Origin of the sequence: Methylobrevis pamukkalensis (genome assembly GCF_001720135.1) — a bacterium.
Classification (GTDB): Bacteria; Pseudomonadota; Alphaproteobacteria; order Rhizobiales; family Pleomorphomonadaceae; genus Methylobrevis; species Methylobrevis pamukkalensis.
Map to the genome: position 1 here is coordinate 1 of NZ_MCRJ01000015.1, position 16,109 is coordinate 16,109.

At 69.2% G+C, this 16,109-nt stretch carries 17 protein-coding genes and 1 pseudogene; 7 read left to right on the forward strand and 11 right to left on the reverse strand.

The annotated features are described in order from the left end of the window. Positions 1-965, reverse strand: a 965-nt coding sequence (gene xseA / locus A6302_RS04105; RefSeq protein ID WP_069306010.1) for an exodeoxyribonuclease VII large subunit, incomplete at its 3' end; no start/stop codon positions are given. Positions 966-1,409: 444 nt separating this feature from the next. Here xseA and A6302_RS22660 point away from each other — a divergent pair. Then, entirely contained in the window at positions 1,410-1,559 is a 150-nt protein-coding gene (locus A6302_RS22660; RefSeq protein ID WP_169833492.1) for a hypothetical protein, read from the forward strand. On the opposite strand, the gene A6302_RS04110 is transcribed toward A6302_RS22660, so the two are convergent. After that, on the reverse strand, positions 1,490-2,284 hold the full coding sequence (locus A6302_RS04110; protein ID WP_069305980.1) for a type 1 glutamine amidotransferase: 795 nt from the start codon (positions 2,282-2,284) through the stop codon (positions 1,490-1,492). The genes A6302_RS22660 and A6302_RS04110 overlap by 70 nt on opposite strands. Before the next feature lie 197 nt (positions 2,285-2,481). On the opposite strand from A6302_RS04110, the gene A6302_RS04115 reads away from it, so the two are divergent. Together A6302_RS04115 and A6302_RS04120 are read left to right on the forward strand one after the other, a co-directional pair. Continuing rightward, positions 2,482-3,096: a LysE family translocator gene (locus A6302_RS04115; RefSeq protein WP_069305981.1), complete on the forward strand. Its 615-nt coding sequence runs from the start codon at positions 2,482-2,484 to the stop codon at positions 3,094-3,096. Between the two features lie 187 nt (positions 3,097-3,283). Then, a complete protein-coding gene (locus A6302_RS04120) occupies positions 3,284-4,219 on the forward strand; it encodes a DMT family transporter (protein WP_069305982.1) in 936 nt (311 codons plus the stop codon). Between the two features lie 119 nt (positions 4,220-4,338). Here the strand turns inward: A6302_RS04120 and A6302_RS04125 are convergent, their stop codons facing one another. Then, positions 4,339-5,223 carry a LysR substrate-binding domain-containing protein gene (locus A6302_RS04125; RefSeq protein WP_069305983.1) on the reverse strand — a complete coding sequence of 295 codons (885 nt, stop codon included), beginning with the start codon at positions 5,221-5,223 and terminating at the stop codon, positions 4,339-4,341. Positions 5,224-5,424: 201 nt separating this feature from the next. Between A6302_RS04125 and A6302_RS04130 the strand changes: the two genes are divergently transcribed. The 4 genes from A6302_RS04130 to A6302_RS04145 all read left to right on the forward strand — a co-directional run bounded on the left by A6302_RS04130 (position 5,425) and on the right by A6302_RS04145 (position 8,170). Next, positions 5,425-5,817, forward strand: coding sequence for a DUF1127 domain-containing protein (locus tag A6302_RS04130; RefSeq protein WP_069305984.1), 393 nt, complete (start codon positions 5,425-5,427; stop codon positions 5,815-5,817). 182 nt (positions 5,818-5,999) lie between these two features. Further along, the gene (locus A6302_RS04135; protein WP_069305985.1) at positions 6,000-6,239 is read left to right on the forward strand and encodes a DUF1127 domain-containing protein; all 240 of its coding nucleotides are present in this window, start codon (positions 6,000-6,002) and stop codon (positions 6,237-6,239) included. Next, positions 6,239-6,478: a hypothetical protein gene (locus A6302_RS04140; RefSeq protein ID WP_069306011.1), complete on the forward strand. Its 240-nt coding sequence runs from the start codon at positions 6,239-6,241 to the stop codon at positions 6,476-6,478. The genes A6302_RS04135 and A6302_RS04140 overlap by 1 nt, the downstream gene beginning before the upstream one ends. A gap of 444 nt (positions 6,479-6,922) precedes the next feature. Beyond that, positions 6,923-8,170, forward strand: coding sequence for an Hsp70 family protein (locus A6302_RS04145; protein WP_069305986.1), 1,248 nt, complete (start codon positions 6,923-6,925; stop codon positions 8,168-8,170). A gap of 29 nt (positions 8,171-8,199) precedes the next feature. On the opposite strand, the gene A6302_RS04150 is transcribed toward A6302_RS04145, so the two are convergent. From A6302_RS04150 to A6302_RS04185, 8 genes and pseudogenes are all read right to left on the reverse strand, one after another. Next, the gene (locus A6302_RS04150; RefSeq protein ID WP_069305987.1) at positions 8,200-8,916 is read right to left on the reverse strand and encodes a DUF937 domain-containing protein; all 717 of its coding nucleotides are present in this window, start codon (positions 8,914-8,916) and stop codon (positions 8,200-8,202) included. A 144-nt stretch (positions 8,917-9,060) separates the two neighbouring features. Then, on the reverse strand, positions 9,061-10,434 hold the full coding sequence (locus A6302_RS04155) for a glutamate--cysteine ligase (RefSeq protein ID WP_069305988.1): 1,374 nt from the start codon (positions 10,432-10,434) through the stop codon (positions 9,061-9,063). Positions 10,435-10,566: 132 nt separating this feature from the next. Beyond that, a complete protein-coding gene (locus A6302_RS04160; RefSeq protein ID WP_069305989.1) occupies positions 10,567-11,316 on the reverse strand; it encodes a 16S rRNA (uracil(1498)-N(3))-methyltransferase in 750 nt (249 codons plus the stop codon). A 336-nt stretch (positions 11,317-11,652) separates the two neighbouring features. Further along, complete coding sequence (locus A6302_RS04165) at positions 11,653-12,321, reverse strand: LutC/YkgG family protein (protein WP_069305990.1); 669 nt, start codon at positions 12,319-12,321, stop codon at positions 11,653-11,655. Next, positions 12,318-13,787: a LutB/LldF family L-lactate oxidation iron-sulfur protein gene (locus A6302_RS04170; RefSeq protein WP_069305991.1), complete on the reverse strand. Its 1,470-nt coding sequence runs from the start codon at positions 13,785-13,787 to the stop codon at positions 12,318-12,320. Before A6302_RS04170 ends, A6302_RS04165 begins: the two co-directional genes overlap by 4 nt. A gap of 5 nt (positions 13,788-13,792) precedes the next feature. Next, positions 13,793-14,301, reverse strand: a pseudogene (locus tag A6302_RS26020) (DUF29 domain-containing protein). 22 nt (positions 14,302-14,323) lie between these two features. Next, positions 14,324-15,064, reverse strand: coding sequence for a (Fe-S)-binding protein (locus tag A6302_RS04180; RefSeq protein ID WP_069306012.1), 741 nt, complete (start codon positions 15,062-15,064; stop codon positions 14,324-14,326). A 52-nt stretch (positions 15,065-15,116) separates the two neighbouring features. Next, complete coding sequence (locus tag A6302_RS04185) at positions 15,117-15,962, reverse strand: FadR/GntR family transcriptional regulator (RefSeq protein WP_069305992.1); 846 nt, start codon at positions 15,960-15,962, stop codon at positions 15,117-15,119. Positions 15,963-16,109 lie beyond the last annotated feature (147 nt).

The following is a 16,109-nucleotide window of genomic DNA, read 5'->3' on the forward strand; positions in this document are numbered from 1 at the left end:
CGGGCGGCGGCGAGCAGCGCGGTGCGGCGCGCCTCCATCAGCCGGACGAGCGCGCCGCGCTGGCGGCGGGCGAGATCGTCCATCTGGTCGAGGAGGTCGGACCGCACGGGAACCGCCATCTCCGCGGCGGCCGTCGGCGTCGGCGCCCGCACGTCGGCGGCCAGATCGATCAGCGTCCAGTCGGTCTCGTGGCCGACTGCCGAGATCACCGGGATCGTGGAGGCGGCTGCGGCACGCACCACCACCTCGTCGTTGAAGCCCCAGAGGTCCTCCAGGCTGCCGCCGCCACGGGCGACGATGACCACGTCCGGGCGCGGCACGGCCCCGCCCTCCGGCAGCGCGGCGAAGCCGGAGATCGCCGCCGCGACCTCGGCGCCCGACGTCTCGCCCTGCACCCGCACCGGCCAGACCAGCACATGCACCGGAAACCGGGCGGTGACGCGGTGGAGGATGTCACGGATCACCGCGCCGGTCGGCGAGGTGACGACGCCGATCACCCGCGGCAGATAGGGCAGCGGCCGCTTGCGCGCCGGGTCGAACAGGCCCTCCGCGGCGAGCCGCCGCTTGCGCTCCTCCAGCATCGCCATCAGCGCGCCGACGCCGGCGGGCTCCAGCGCCTCGATCACGATCTGGTATTTCGACGAGCCGGGGTAGGTGGTGAGCTTGCCGGTGGCGATCACCTCCATGCCCTCCTCGGGCCGGAAGCGCAGCCGGCCCATCGTCGGGCGCCAGACCACGGCCTCGATCCGCGCCTTGTCGTCCTTCAGGGCGAAATAGGCATGGCCGGAGGAATGCGGGCCGCGATAGCCGGAAATCTCGCCGCGCACCCGCACATTGCCGAAGGCATCCTCCACCGTCCGCTTCAGGGCGAAGGAGATCTCGGACACGGTGAATTCGGCGGCGTTGCCCGCTTCGGGCTTGCCGGCATCACTCGGGCGGGCGTCTGTCTGGCGGCTGTCGGTCATCTCGTCCCGGTGCATCGCGAAGGTGGCGAGAGGGGACACGCTCGCGGGCGCGGGTCAAGGCCGCGGGAACGGCTGCACACAGGGGAGTGGGGTCTCGGGTGGCAGCCTTGCTGGTTTGGGGAGACCCTGACGTCTCCCCAAGGACCCCCTCCCTGTCCCCTCCCCCACAAGGGGGGAGGAGACGATGGGGCGCATCTCCAGGATTCCATGACAACGCTTCGTTCCGACGAAAGGCAGAGAAACGATAGTCCTCTCGCCTTGCTGTCCCTCCCCCCCGTGTGGGGGAGGGACAGCAAGGGGGAAAAGCCACACCCGCAGATCTCAGCCGATGAGCCGACACCTCAGTTGAACAATCCGGGGAACCCGCCCGCCATCCTGCACGTTGAGGCGCGCGAAACCGGAGGGCGGCTTGCCTGTCCGGCGCGGAACCTTGCGGAGTCGTTCATGCGTAGCAGCAACATGCCCCTCTTTACCGGCGTCCTCCTCGTCCTCGTCCTCGCCGTCGGCGTGCTCGGCTATCTCCTCTACGAAGAGAACGACAACGCGCTCGAGATCGGTGTCGGCGACCAGGGTGTCACCATCGACGCGGACTGATCCGCCGTTTCCGCTGCGGCGTCCGGCCGGATCAATCCGACCCAGGCCCGGGCGATCGCCATGCCCGTGGCGTCGGCCTCGGCACCGCGGGTCCCGGCCTCCTCGCCGTAGCGGTCGAGCCAGCCGGGCACCTCGCGGGCGATCAGCTCCGCATAGTCCTCCACCCATTCGCCGACCGCCTGCCGGTGCGCCTCGAAATGGAACTGGCAGGCATAGACCGCCCGGCCGATGCGGAAGCACTGGTGGCGGGTGTGGGCGTTTTCGGCGAGGTGCACCGCGCCCTCGGGCAGTTCGAACGTGTCGTTGTGCCATTCGAACAGGGCAGCGCCCTCGCCCAGCGCAGCGATCATCGGATCGTCCCGGCCCGCGGGCGTCGGGCGGATCTCCTGCCAGCCGAACTCGATCTCGCGGCCGATGATGTTCTTCGCGCCGTGACCGCGGGCGATGATCTGCGAGCCGAGGCAGATGCCGAGCACCGCCTTGCCGGCCTCGCCGAAGGCACGGGTCAGCCCGGCGAGATGCGGCAGGTAGGGATGCTCGTCGTCGGCCAGCGCATTCTGGCCGCCGCCGTAGACGACGAGGGCGTCGAAGCCGTCGTGGGTGGCCGGCAGGGCCTCGCCCTCGTGGCACTGCACGATGTCGAGCGTGGCGCCGGCCTCGGCGAGCGCAAGGCCGACCGTGCCGAGATTGGTGCGGGGATGGTTGAGGGCGACGAGAACGCGCATGCGGCGGCGGGTCTCCGGGAGGCAGGCAATTCGCCGACTATAGCCGCTCGGCCTGCGGCGTCCCCTGCAAATTTCGCGGATCTGGCGTCGCGCGAAGCATCGATCGGACGGCGGGGTTTCGGGTGGCGTCGCGCCTTGTCCCTTGGCAAGGTGCGCGCGATCAGGCCGCCCGCGGCCGCGCACCGGACGCCGCAGTCATGACCCTCGTCTCGATCCTCGCCTTTTCCTCCGCCCTCGCCATCGCCGCCGCCGTGCCCGGCCCGGGCGTGGCCGCCATCGTCGCCCGCGCACTCGGCGCGGGCTTCCGGCGCACCCTGCCGATGGTGCTGGGCCTGACGCTTGGCGACCTCGTCTATCTGAGCGCCGCGGTGTTCGGCCTTGCCGCCCTCGCGCAGACCTTCGGCACGGCCTTCATGGTGCTGAAATATCTCGGCGCCGCCTATCTGGTCTGGCTCGCCGTCAAACTCTGGACGGCGCCGGTGGGCAAGGGACTGGACGTCGCCGCCTCCGCCGACGAAGGCCGGATGCGCGGCTTTCTCGCCGGCCTCCTCGTCACTCTCGGCAATCCGAAGACCATGGTGTTCTACCTCGCCCTGCTGCCGTCGATCATCGACCTCGAGACGATCGATGCCCTCGGCTATGTGGAACTGTGCCTCGCCGTGGTGGCGGTGCTGCTGGTGGTGATCGGCGGCTATGCCTATGCGGCGGGCCGCGCCCGCAGCCTGTTCCACCGGCCGCGGGCGGTGCGGATGATGAACCGCGGCGCCGGTGGCATGATGGCCGGCGCAGCCGTCGCGATCGTGGCGCGGTGACGCCCCTGGCGTTCAACAGGGACGGCGGCTGATCCCGCTTCGTTCCCTGTTCCATAAGCAACTTTGATCTGTTCCATTCGCAAACGCGGTTTGACCCGTCCGGCAGGGGCTCATAGGATCGGTGCCCTTATCATGTCGCCCGGCCAGGGTCTTCGCGACCGCCGGCGCCTGCAAGAAGTCCCTGTTCATGACCGATCTCGCCGCCACCGGATCCGCCGGCAGCCCTCCGCCGCGTGGCCGGACGGTCGCCGGCTTCGACGTGATGCTCTATGCGATCACGGTATTCGCCTGGAGCTCGAGCTGGATCGGCCTGAAGTTCCAGACCAGCAGCGCGGTCGCGTCCGACGTCTCGGTCGCCTGGCGCTTCGGCATCGCCTCGCTGCTGATGTTCGCCCTCGCCGCCGCGCGCCGGCAGCGCCTCGTGTTCGCCCTTGCCGATCACCTGCGCTTCGCGGTGATGGGCGTGCTGCTGTTCTCGGTGAATTTCTGGCTGTTCTATCTCGGCGGCCATCACCTCGCCTCGGGGCTCCTGTCGGTGGTGTTCTCGCTGGCGTCGATCGGCAACCTCCTGCTCGGCGCGGCCTTCCTCGGCCAGCCGGTGGTGGCCCGGGTCGCCCTCGGCGCGCTGGTCGGCTTCGCCGGCATCTGCCTGATCTTCTGGCCGGAAATTGCCGGCGCCGAGTTCAACCACGACGCGCTGGTCGGCCTCGGCCTCTGCGTCGCCGGCACGGTGTGCTTCTGCGTCGGCAATCTGGTGTCGAGCGGGGTGCAGACCCGCGGCCTGCCAGTGATGTCCACCACCGCCTGGTGCATGGCCTACGGCGCGCTCACCATGGCGCTGCTCGGCCTTGCCAACGGCCACGACTTCGCCTTGCCGGCGGAGGCGTCCTACCTCCTGTCGCTGCTCTGGCTGGCCGTGGTGTCGTCGGTGATCGCGTTCGCCAGCTATCTCACGCTGCTTGGCCGCATCGGCGCCGCCCGCGCCGGCTACATCACCGTGCTGCTGCCGATCTTCGCGCTGATGATCTCCACGGTCGCCGAAGGCTACCAGTGGACCGCCATGGCCGCGGCCGGCCTCGTCGCGGTGATCGCCGGGAACGTGATCGTGCTCGCCCGGCGGTGAGGTGGGGCGGCCTTGAGGGGCTGGGTTCGACCTGATGTCCTCCTCCGCGAAGGCGGAGGATCCACGAAGGCTGTGCATAAAGGCGTGGATGGTCCGCTTTCGCGGACCATGACCTCTGCTTATTCCGCCGCCGCCAGCAGCGCCGGAGCCTGGAGGTTGCCGAGCGAAGCGCGGACGTGGCCGGCCAGCGCCTCGTGGATCGGCAGGGTGGCGTGCTCGGCGCGGGCGAGCGCAATGCTGCAGGAGGGCAGGTCCGGCAGGCCTTCGCGAGGGCCGAGGATCCGCATGTTCGGCCGGATCGAGCTTTCCGCCAGCACCGAGATGGCAAGGCCCGCCAGCACGGCGCCGGACAGCGCCGCCGCCGAGCCGCTGGAATAGGCGAGGCGGAAGCGCCGGCCGAGGGCATCGAGTTCCTTGATCGCCGAGCGGCGCCAGACGCAGTTCTCCTCGGCCAGCGCCAGCGGCAGCGGGTCGAGTTCGTGGGCGCAATGGTCGCGTGCGCCGACCCAGTGCAGCTGCTCGCGCCGGATCACCTCGCCGCGGCCGCCGAGGTCGTCCGAGGTGACGATGGCAAGGTCGAGCTTTCCCTCGCGCACGAGTTCCATGGTCGCGTGGCTGGACTGGCACTCGACGGCGATCTCGATGCCGGGATTGATCCGCGAGAAGCCGGCCAGCACGGTCGGCAGCAGCCGGTCGGCATAGTCGTCCGGCATGCCGAAGCGGATGGCGCCGACGGCACCCGGGTCCGCAAAGGCGGCCAGCGTCTCGTCGTTGAGCCGGATCATCCGCCGCGCATATTCCTGCAGGCGGCGGCCGTCCTCGGTCAGGCGGCTCTGGCGCCCGTCGCGCACGAAGATCTGCCGGCCGATCCGCTCCTCCAGACGCCGCATCTGCATCGACACCGCCGACTGGGTCTTGTGGACCACGTCGGCGGCCGCGGTGAAGCTGCCCATCTCGGAAATGGCGACGAAGGTGCGGAGCTGGTCGAGGTCGAGCACGTTCATGTTGTCGGCTCCCGTCTGCCGCGCCGGCCCGGCGCGCGATCCATCAGGATCTCTGATGCCTCACATTACAAACATTCGTTGGACTGATCAATGCGTCTCAAGCATGGTGACGCCATGCCGAACAGGCTGCTGAACAACACACCACCCGCCGGGAATGGTCCCGCGCGGCAACGGGAGTGCCTTGCTTGTAGGAGAAAGAACATGTCCGTCACCACCTCGTCCAGCCCCAGTGCTTCCGGCTCCGTTACTGCGCTCCTGTCCCTGACCGGGCGCGTTGTTGCCGGCCTGCGCAGCGCCTATCTTGCCTGGGAAGACCGCCGCGCGGTGGCCCGTCTCCAGGCTTTCGACGATGCTATGCTCGCCGACATCGGCCTGACCCGCGGCGACGTCTACGGGGCTCTCAGCCTCGCCGTCACCGAACGGCCGAGCGGCCATCTCGCCAGCCTCGCCGCCGAACGCCGCGCCGGATCGCGGGCCCAGGCGCGCGAGATCCGTGCCGCCCTGCGCAGCGACGACGCCACCGTCACGGTCGACGGTCAGGTCCTGCCGAAGGTGCCGCTCGCCGAGCAGCTGCGCCATCTCGATCGCGCCTGATCCGGAACATAAGACTTCCTGATTGGTGCCATCAGAAACATTCGTTGGATCGATCGGTGGTTTTCGACGATCCTTCTTCTGCACCCCGCAACCCACCATTCCAGCCCGCTTCCTGCCCGGCCCGGCAGGCGTATCGCGCGCCGCGACAGAGAGACCGTGCGCGCATTTTCCGGAGCAGACCCATGACCACCATCGTCACGACCAGCTTGTCCCGTTCCGCCGGCGAAACGTCCTTCGTGACGAAGGCCGTGCGTACGATGAACGCTGCCGTCGAGGTCTGCGTCCGCTACAACCGCAAGCGCCAGACGCGCCACACGCTGCGCGAGCTCGACGACCGGATTCTCCGCGACATCGGGCTGGAGCGTTCCGAGGTCGGCTATCCGGTGCTCGCGCCGACGAGCCGCTACACCGAGTGGCGGTGATGCAGCGGCTCGCCCTTGCCGACTGCATCAACGACGTCTGTCCGCTGAGCGGTCGCCCGGTTGTCGCCGAGGCCCTCGCCCTCTATCGCGGGCAGGTGGTCGGCTTCGCGTCCCCGGCCAGCCGTGACGAGTTCCTCGCCGCGATCCTGATGTTCGAATCGGCGCGTCTCGTGCCGGAGCGGCCGCGTCAGGCGCCGCTGCCGCGGGCGACGCCCGCGCCATCTTGCCGCTTCGGCTGAGGCCGGCACGGTCACTATCATCGTTTCCGCCGCTTCTGCCGCGTGCAGGGACGGCGGAAACGGCAGGTCTGTCGCCGGCAGGTTGAAAGTCCATGCGCCGGCGGAAGAGGGGCAATCCGATTTTTCGGGTGGTCTCGCGGCCGGGTTTCGGCCACTCTTGTGCGCCTTCCTTGGCGCAGTCCGCGCCGCCCGATCGGGCGCAGTGCCCCGGACCGTGCCCTCGAGATGACGTGCCGCTGACGTCGTCTCGTCCAGTTTTCGGTTCACCGGCCCCCTGCCGGTCACCTCGGGCGGCTCGTGCAAGCGAGCCGCCTCTTTTCTTTTCGCATGGCGGCTGATGATCCGGAGCGCTTGATCGCGGGCGCAGGGCAGGGTAACCGACGGCTCCCGCGCCGCGACGGGCCTGAGCCCGATGCCTTCTGCGCCAAACATCCCGGATTGACCATGACCGCCTGCGGCCTCGACTTCGGCACGTCCAACACCACGCTCGGCATCGTCAATGCCGCCGGCCCGGCGCTGTTGCCGCTGGAGGGAACGAGCGTTACCCTGCCGAGCGCGGTGTTCTACGGTCGCGACCGCTCACGCCATTTCGGCCGCGCGGCGATCGGCGCCTATGTGGAGGGCACCGATGGCCGGCTGATGCGCTCGCTGAAGTCCGTGCTCGGCAGCGCGCTCGTCGACGAGACCACCCAGGTCGGCCGCGACCGGCTGAAGTTCCGCGATGTCATCGCCGGCTACGTGGCCGAGGCCAGGCGCCGGGCGGAAACGGCGTCGCAGCGCGAGCTCAGCCGCGTCGTCCACGGCCGCCCGGTGTTCTTCGTCGATGATGATGTGGCCGGCAACGCCCGCGCCGAAGCGGTGCTGGCCGAGATCGCCCGCGAGGCCGGCTTTGCGGAGGTGTCCTTCCAGTATGAGCCGATCGCCGCGGCCCTCGATTACGAGCGCCATGCCGACCGGGAGCAGCTGGCGCTGATCGCCGACATCGGCGGCGGCACGTCGGACTTCTCGATCGTCCGTATCGGACCGGAGCGGCGCGGCCGCGAGGACCGCGCCTCGGACATCCTTGCCAACGACGGCGTGCGGATCGGCGGCGTCGATTTCGACCGCCTGCTCAGCCTGTCCACGGTCATGCCGCTGCTCGGCTATCGCAGCCCGATGCGCGCCAAGAACACGCTGGTGCCGAACGGTCCCTATCTCGACCTCGCCACCTGGTCGGCGATCAACCGGCTCTACGACGCGAAGGTGCTGCGGGCGCTGGCCGAACTGGCCCGCGACGCGGCCATGCCGGATCTGATCGAGCGGCTGATCACCGTGGTGGAAGGCCAGCGCGGCCACACGCTGGCGATCGCGGTCGAGGCGGCCAAGATCGCGCTGTCGGACGTGGACGAGACGACGATCGACCTTGCCTGGATCGAGGCGGACCTCGCGGCCACGGTCACCGATGCCGACCTCGACCGGCACACGGCGACGTTGGCCGAGCGGATCGCCAACCGTATCCGCCTGTGTCTCACGACGGCGGGCCTTGCCGCGGGCGACATCGACGCGGTGTTCCTGACCGGCGGTTCGACCCGGCTTGCCAATGTGCGCGCGGCGATTCTCGCCGAGATCCCGGCGGCCCGGGTCGTCGAGGGCGACACCTTCGGCTCGGTCGGCACGGGTCTGGCGATCGAGGCGGCGCGCCGCTACGGGTGAGGGCGCGCCGGCCGCGTCGTTCCGGGCGATCAGGCCTTCTGGTAGGATTCCAGGATCCGCTCGAAGGCGCGGCGGTTGGTGTCCTGCATCTCGAGGCCGGCGTTGAACATGTGCTTCAGCGTCGCGAGGCCGTCCGTCGTCGGTTCCGGCTCCGGCGGGGGCGGCGGCGCGGGCTCCGGCTTGCTCTCGGCATAGCCCTTCATGAAGGACTCGAACGGCGCGGTGAAAGGCCCGGTGAACGGATTGAACGGCGCCTCCTTCGGCGCCGGCGCGGCCGCCGGCATGAAGGTCTTCTGCCAGGTCTCCATCATCGCCGCGAACGGCGTCTTCTCGATCTCGCGGCCCACGCCGCCAAGCAGGGTCGAGGTGAACGCCGGCATGATGCGGGCGACGATGTCGTTGCCGATGCCGGTGACCAGCGCGACCTGGTCGGCCACCGCCTTGGCGGCTTCCTTGGACCCGAAGATCCGCGCCATCGCCTCGCGGCCGGCGTCCTGCGCCTGCGCCGACATCGCGGTCTCGAAGCTCTCGAAGGCGGGACGGAAGGGGCCGGTCTTCAGCATGGCGAAGAATCCGAAGGGATCGGCGGCCGGCGTCATGCTGCGCTGCAGGCCCATGGCATAGACCGGCAGCATGGTGGCCATCAGCTTTTCGACGTCATGCGGGGTCATGCCGAAGCTGCTGGCGAAATTCTCCAGCGCGCGGCCGTTCTGCGCCTGCCGCATGAGGTCCGTGAAGGTGTACACTGCGCCGCTCCCGCTCCCTTCGGCCGACCCTCGACCGCAATCGGGGAATGATCCTCCGATCGCGGCCGTTCGTCAAATGGCGTCGGCGCATGTTCATGACAGGCCACGAAAAATCCGTGGTGCCGGTCGCTTCCGCCGCCGCCCTCAGTAGGCGTAGTCGGTGAAGGCGCGGTCGAGGTTGCCGCCCCACTCGCCGGCAAGGCGGCCCAGCATCACCTCGGCCGGCGTGCGCCCGGTGGCGAGCGTCTCCTGCACCGGGTCGAGATACTGGGTCTCGTCATAGCCGCCGGAGTTGAGCCGGGCCCGGCGCGACAGGCCGCCGCGCGAGATCCTGACCACCTCGCGGGCAATCTCGTGCACCGTCGTGCCGCGGAACGGCGTCTTCAGCGCCGTGGCCGGCACCGCGTCGCGCAGGGTCTGCATCTCCTCGGTCGTCCAGCCGGCGATCAGCGCCGAGGCCGCGTCCAGCGCGTCGTCGTCGTAGAGCAGGCCGACCCAGAAGGCCGGCAGCGCGCAGATCTTGCGCCAGGGCCCGCCGTCGGCGCCGCGCATTTCCAGGAAGCGCTTCAGTCGCACTTCGGGAAACAGCGTCGAGAGATGGTTGTCCCAGTCGCCGATCGAGGGCACCACGCCGGGGATCCGGTCCTCGAAGCCGCCCGCCATGTACTGGCGGAAGGTGATGTGGGTGGCGTCGTGATAGGTGTCGCCGCGCTTGACGAAATACATCGGCACGTCGAGCGCCCATTCCACATAGCGCGCAAAGCCGAAGCCCTCGTCGAACACGAAGGGCACCATGCCGGAGCGGGCATTGTCGGTGTCGCGCCAGATCTCTGAGCGTTCCGACAGGCGCCCGTTCGGCCGGCCGTCGCTGAAGGGCGAGTTGGCAAACAGCGCGGTGGCGATCGGCTGCAGGGCGATGCCGACCCGCATCTTCTTCACCATGTCGGCCTCGGACGAGAAGTCGAGGTTCACCTGGATGGTGCAGGTTCGGAACATCATGTCGAGGCCGCGGCTGCCGACCTTCGGCATGTAGGCCTTCATGATGTCGTAGCGCGATTTGGGCATCTGCGGGGTTTCGGCAAGGCTCCACACCGGGCTCATGCCCAGGCCGAGGAAGCCGATGCCGAGCGGCTCGGCGACTTCCCGCACCTGGGCAAGGTGGGCGAAGGTCTCCTTGCAGGTCTGGTGCAGGTTTTCCAGCGGCGCGCCGGACAGTTCGAACTGGCCGCCGGGCTCCAGGCTGATCGCGCCGCCGCCGGTGGGATCGACGAGGCCGATGATCAGGCCGCGGTCGATGATCGGCTCCCAGCCGAGCATGCGCTCCATGCCTTCCAGCAACGCCTTGACACCGCGCGGGCCCTCGTAGGGCACGGGCCGGTGGTCATCGAGATAGAAGCCGAATTTCTCGTGCTCCGTCCCGATGCGCCAGGCCTCCTTCGGCTTGGACCCGGAATCGAGCCGTTCGGCAAGGTCTTGGATGGACTGGATCGGCGTATCGTCGGACGTGTCTCGCGCCATCTTCTGAACCCTGTACTCACGGCTGGCGCACACTATCCGCGCCACCGGATTCGATCAATCGGCCGGATCGATCACGTTCCCGTTTCCGGAAGGTTTGTCGAGGCGGGTGCGGGACGGTCGGCAACGGCGGTTTCAGCGCCAGTCGCCGATCGTTGCCTGGATCACCGCCAGAGCCGCGACGGCTGCGGTGTCGGCCCTGAGGATCCGCGGGCCGAGCGGGATCGCGGTAACATAGGGCAGGGCGCGCAAGCCGCGCCGCTCGTCGGCCGAAAAGCCGCCTTCCGGCCCGATCAGCAGGGCCAGCGGGCCGGGGCCGAGCGCCTGCAGCGCCGGCACCGGGTCGGTTGTGTCTTCGGCCTCGTCGCAGAACAGCAGGCGCCGGCCCGGCTCGGCGGCCTCCCAGCCGGCCAGCAGCCGGTCGAGCGCGATGTCGTCCTCCACCGGCGGCACATGCAGCACGCCGCATTGCTCGGCGGCCTCGATCACGTTGGCGCGCATGCGGTCGAGATTGACCCGGCTCGCCTGGGTGTGGCGTGTCATCACCGGCCGCATCCGGCCGACGCCCATCTCCACCGCCTTCTGCACCATGTAGTCGAGCCGGGCGTGTTTCAGCGGGGCGAACAGGTAGAGCAGGTCCGGGTCCGCCGGCTGCGGCCGGCTGCGCTCTTCGGGCACCAGCGCCGCCGCCCGCTTGCCGTGCACGGCGATCCGCGTGCGGAATTCGCCGTCGCGGCCGTTGAAGACGAGCACGGCCGCGCCATCGGCCAGCCGCAGCACGTTGAGCAGATAGTTCGCCTGCTCACGCTCCAGCGGTACGGCCATGCCCGGGGCAAGGTCGGCGGTCACGAACAGGCGCGGGGTGCGGAAATCGGAATGGGCCATGGGGAGATCGATGCCCGCTTCGTCGGCGGAGGGCAAGGGGCAGGGAGTGTTCAGAAGGGCGAGCTTATGTAGGTGGAGCAACCGCGGTTCCCCCTCTCCCTGTCCCTCCCCCTCGAAGGGGGAGGGGACGCAGGAGGAGAGGACTACCGGAAAGCAGGCTCTCGTTTCGGCGCAACTCTCCTGAGGAAGAAGGCGGCCTCTCGTTTCGGCGCAACGCACCTGAGGGAAAAGGCCCGAACCTTCATCGTCCCCTCCCCCTGGAGGGGGAGGGACAGGGAGAGGGGGGAGCGTCTCGGACAATGCTTGCCGAAAGAATTCCCTGCCGCAGACCGCGCCTCACCCCACCACGATCACATGCAGGCTCCTTGGCCCATGCGCCCCGAGCAGCAGCGTCTGCTCGATGTCGGCCGAGCGCGACGGGCCGGTGATGAAATTCACCGTCCTCGGCATCTCGCCGATCCCGTATGTCTCGCGCACCAGATCGAGCAGCGTCTCGTAGTCGCCGTAGATGTCGTCGGCGTCGACGACGACGATGTGGTGGTCGGGGAGGAAGTTGAGCGTTGTCGGGTTGTCGGGTCCCGAATGCAGCATCAGCGTGCCGGATTCGGCGACGCCGCCGAAGGCGTGGCTGAGGCAGGCGAGATCGTCGCCGGCGCTGGGACCATGGCCGTCCTCGACCAGCGGATCGGCCTCGAGGCCGAGCGCGGCTAGGCGCCGGTCGGCGCCGATCCGAATCCGCATCGGCAGGTTGGCGCCGCGCAGATAGTCGAGCACGGCGGTTTTCGACTCGGCGGGCGAGGCGACGCGCACGCAGCTTGCCTGCACCGCCACGGTCTTGTCGAGGAACAGGCGGACCAGCTCCTCGCGGGCGAGCTGGCCGCGCGCGGGCACTACGCCGCGCGGCGTGCGGGTCAGCCGGTCGGCCACCTCGGCGCGGCGGGTGACGTCGCCGGGATGGACGCCGAGCGAGCGGCGCATGCGGGCGAGGATCGCGTCGCGGCTCATGCGCCGGCTCCCTTGGGCCCGGTTTCCTTGCGCCCGGTTTTCTCGCGCCCGGCTTTCTCGCGCTTGGCCCAGGCCGCATGGAAGGTCTCGCCTTCGGGCGCCGGGAAATCGCGGAAATCGGTCCAGCCGCCGGCCAGCGGCAGTTTGCGGAAGCGGCCCTTGCCGCGGCCGAGCAGGGCGAGGCTGCGGGCGGCGAGCCGGGTGACGAGCCGGTAGAGCCGCGGCCGCGTGGCGAGAGTGGCCCAGACGCTCAGCCCGCGGCGCTGGACCGAGGGCGTCAGGTGCCGCTCGAACTCGCGTTCGCGCCAGTTGCGCATCAGTTTGGGCAGCGGAATGCGCACCGGGCAGACGCTTTCGCAGCGGCCGCAGAAGGTGGAGGCGTTGGGCAGGTGCCCGGCCTTGTCGACGCCGATCAGCGACGGGGTCAGCACCGAGCCCATCGGCCCCGGATAGACCCAGCCGTAGGCGTGGCCGCCGACCGCGTGGTACACCGGGCAGTGGTTCATGCAGGCGCCGCAGCGGATGCAGCGCAGCATCTCCTCGAACTCCGAGCCGAGCATCGACGAGCGGCCGTTGTCGAGCAGGACGACGTGGTAATTCTCCGGCCCGTCCGGGTCGCCGGACCGCTTCGGACCGGTGGAGAGCGTGGTGTAGACGCTCATCTCCTGGCCGGTCGCCGAGCGGGCGAGCACGCGCAGCAGCTGCGACAGGTCGTTCAGCGTCGGCACGATCTTTTCCAGCGACGCCAGCACGATATGGGTCTTCGGCAGGATCTGGGTCAGGTCGCCGTTGCCCTCGTTGGTGACGATCACCGAAGTGCCGGTCTCGGCGACGAGGAAGTTGGCGCCGGTCAGGCCCACGTCGGCGGCGAGGAATTTCGCGCGCAGCTCGCCGCGTGCCTCGGCCAGCAGCGAGGTCGGCTCGGTCAGGTCGCGGGCAGGGTCGAGATGGGTGTGGACACGGCGGAAGTCGGCCTCCACCTCGTCCTTGTTGACGTGGATCGCCGGGGCGATGATGTGGCTCGGGTGCTCGCCGCGCATCTGGATGATGTATTCGCCAAGATCGGTCTCGACCGGCACGATGCCGTTGGCGGCGAGATGGTCGTTGAGCCCGATCTCCTCGGAGATCATCGACTTGCCCTTGGTGATCGTCCGCGCATTCGCCTTGCGGCAGATGTCGAGGATGATCGCCCGGGCGTCGGCCGCGCTCTCGGCCCAGTGCACATGGCCGCCGGACGCGATCACCTTCTTCTCGTAGGCCTCCAGATAGAGGTCGAGATGCTTCAGCGTGTGGCTCTTGATGTCGCGGGACGCATCGCGCAGCGCCTCGAACTCCGGCAGCGCATCGGCCACCTTCTTGCGCTTGGCAATGAAGCCCTTCGGCACGTTGCCCAGCGCACGCTGCAGCTTGGCATCGTCCAGCGCCTCATGGGCATTGGTCTTGAAGCGGGGGGAGGTGGTGTGCATGGGTTTTACACGGCGTCCGGCAGGAATTCGTCGTCGAGGATCTGGTCGGTCGTCCACGGGGGCTCTGCCGGAAAGGTTTTCCGCGCGAGGCGCGTCTCGATCGCCGCTTCCTTGCGGGCCCTGAGATAGGCGCCCTCGATCTTCGACTTGAGATTGTCCTTCAGCGACGGATTGTCCTGCAGCAGCCGGTCGATGTGATGCCGCTCGCGCAGGATGGTGACCTCCCAGGAGACCGAGCGCAGTTGCGGCTGGTACTGCCATTTCAGGAGATGCGCCAGAACAAGGACGAGGGACGATTCGAGGCCCGGCGGATGCTGCGCCCCATGTCCTCGATCTCCTCGATGAGATTGGGCAGATCGACCTCGGAGAAGCGCTTCTGGCGCAGCAGTTCGGCCTGCTCGAACAGCCAGAGATGGAAGTCGTCCTCGTAGTCGACCGGCTCCTGGAAGAGCGGCTTTTCCTTTGCGAGAGCCATCGTCGTCTCCAGATGCGCGAGAGGCGCCGGCGTCATCATGCCATGAATCCGCAGTCGGCGCTCACCGCCGCGGCTCCCCGATCGCGGGACCGTCGGCCATGCCGGCCAGCACCTCGGCGACGTGGCGGACTTTGACCTCCGCGCCGTCGCGCATCAGTTTCCCGGCCATGTTCATCAGGCAGCCGAGGTCGCCGGCGAGCAGGGTGCCGGCGCCGGTCTCGGTGATGGCGGCCGCCTTCTTCGTGACGATCGCGGCGGAGATCTCGCCATATTTGACGCAGAAGGTGCCGCCGAAGCCGCAGCAGACGTCCGGATCGCGCATTTCCCGGATCTCCAGCCCGTCGACGCTGGCCAGCAGCGCGCGCGGCTGGGCCATGATGCCGAGTTCACGCAGGCCCGAACAGCTGTCGTGATAGGTGACCGAGCCGGGAAAGCCGGCCGTGACGGTCTCCACCCCGAGCACGTCGGTCAGGAAGCTGACGAGTTCGAAGGTTTTCGCCGCAAGCCGTTCGGCCCGCAGCGCCCAGGACGGATCGCCGGTGAAGAGCTCCGGATAGTGCTTCTTGATCATGCCGCCGCAGGAGCCGGACGGCACCACCACGAAGTCGTAGCCCTCGAAGGCGGCGATCACGCCCTCGGCGATGGCGCGCGCGTCGCGGCGGTCGCCGGAATTGAAGGCCGGCTGGCCGCAGCAGGTCTGCGCCGCCGGCACCTCCACGCTGCAGCCGGCGTCTTCCAGCAGCTTCACGGCGGCAAAGCCCACCGTCGGCCGGAACAGGTCGACGAGGCAGGTGACGAACAGGGCGACGCGGGGGCGGGCGGCGGGGGAAGCCGGGGGGCGGCGGAGAACTCGGTCATGGGGTGCCCCGCAGGCGTGTGGCGCCGGGCGGGCGCGGCGCGGGGCGGGCACGGCGCCCCGGGGTCGGGCGGTCGCCGATGCTCTCGCTGCGCGACAGCCGCATGCCGGCGACCTTCTCGCGCTCGGCGGCGAGCAGCCGCTCCTCCACCTCGGAGCGGACATAGACCATGTGATGGGAGGCGGCGCGGGCTGCACCCTCGGCGTCGCCGGCGAGGATCGCCTCGCCGATCCTGCGGTGCTGTTCGTAGAGCCGCAGCCGCGAGGCCGGGCTCTCGTAGAGCAGCGCGCGGCTGTAGAACATCTCGTCCGCCAGCAGCCGGTAGCAGGCCCGCAACGTGTGGATCATCACCACATTGTGGGTGCAGTCCGAGATCGCCATGTGGAAGTCGAGGTCGAGCAGCGCCTCGCGGGTGGCGTCCGCCGCCTCGTGTGCGTCCGCCATCGCCTGAAGGATGCCGCCGATGATCGCCCGGTCGGCGGAGGTGGCGCGCCGGGCGGCCATGTCGGCGGCCAGCGCATCCATCTCGACCCGGAATTCCAGATAGTCGGTGAGCGCCTTCGGCGTCTCGCGGATGAGATCGACGATCGCCTGGTTGAACACCTGGCCGGTGACATCGGCCACGAAGGTGCCTTCACCATGGCGGGCGACGATCAGGCTGCGCGCCTCCAGATCGGCCAGCGCCTCGCGCAGGATCGGCCGCGACACGTCGAGCCGGCCGGCAAGGTCGCGTTCGGCCGGCAGCCGGTCGCCGGAGCGCAGCACGCCGTCGAGGATGAGGCCTTCGATCTGCCGCGCGACGGTCGCCGCCGTGCGGTCGTGGGTCACAGGATGAAAGGGCATGGCAGTGTCCCGGTCAGGTCTGCTCCGGCGGCAGGGCCGGAAACAGAGGCGGGCGGCTTGCCGCCGGCGCCGATTGGAACCATTCTGGGATCGAGGTTAGAATGATGCGACAAAGTGGTCAAATCTTTTGTCCACTTCGCGGCTCAT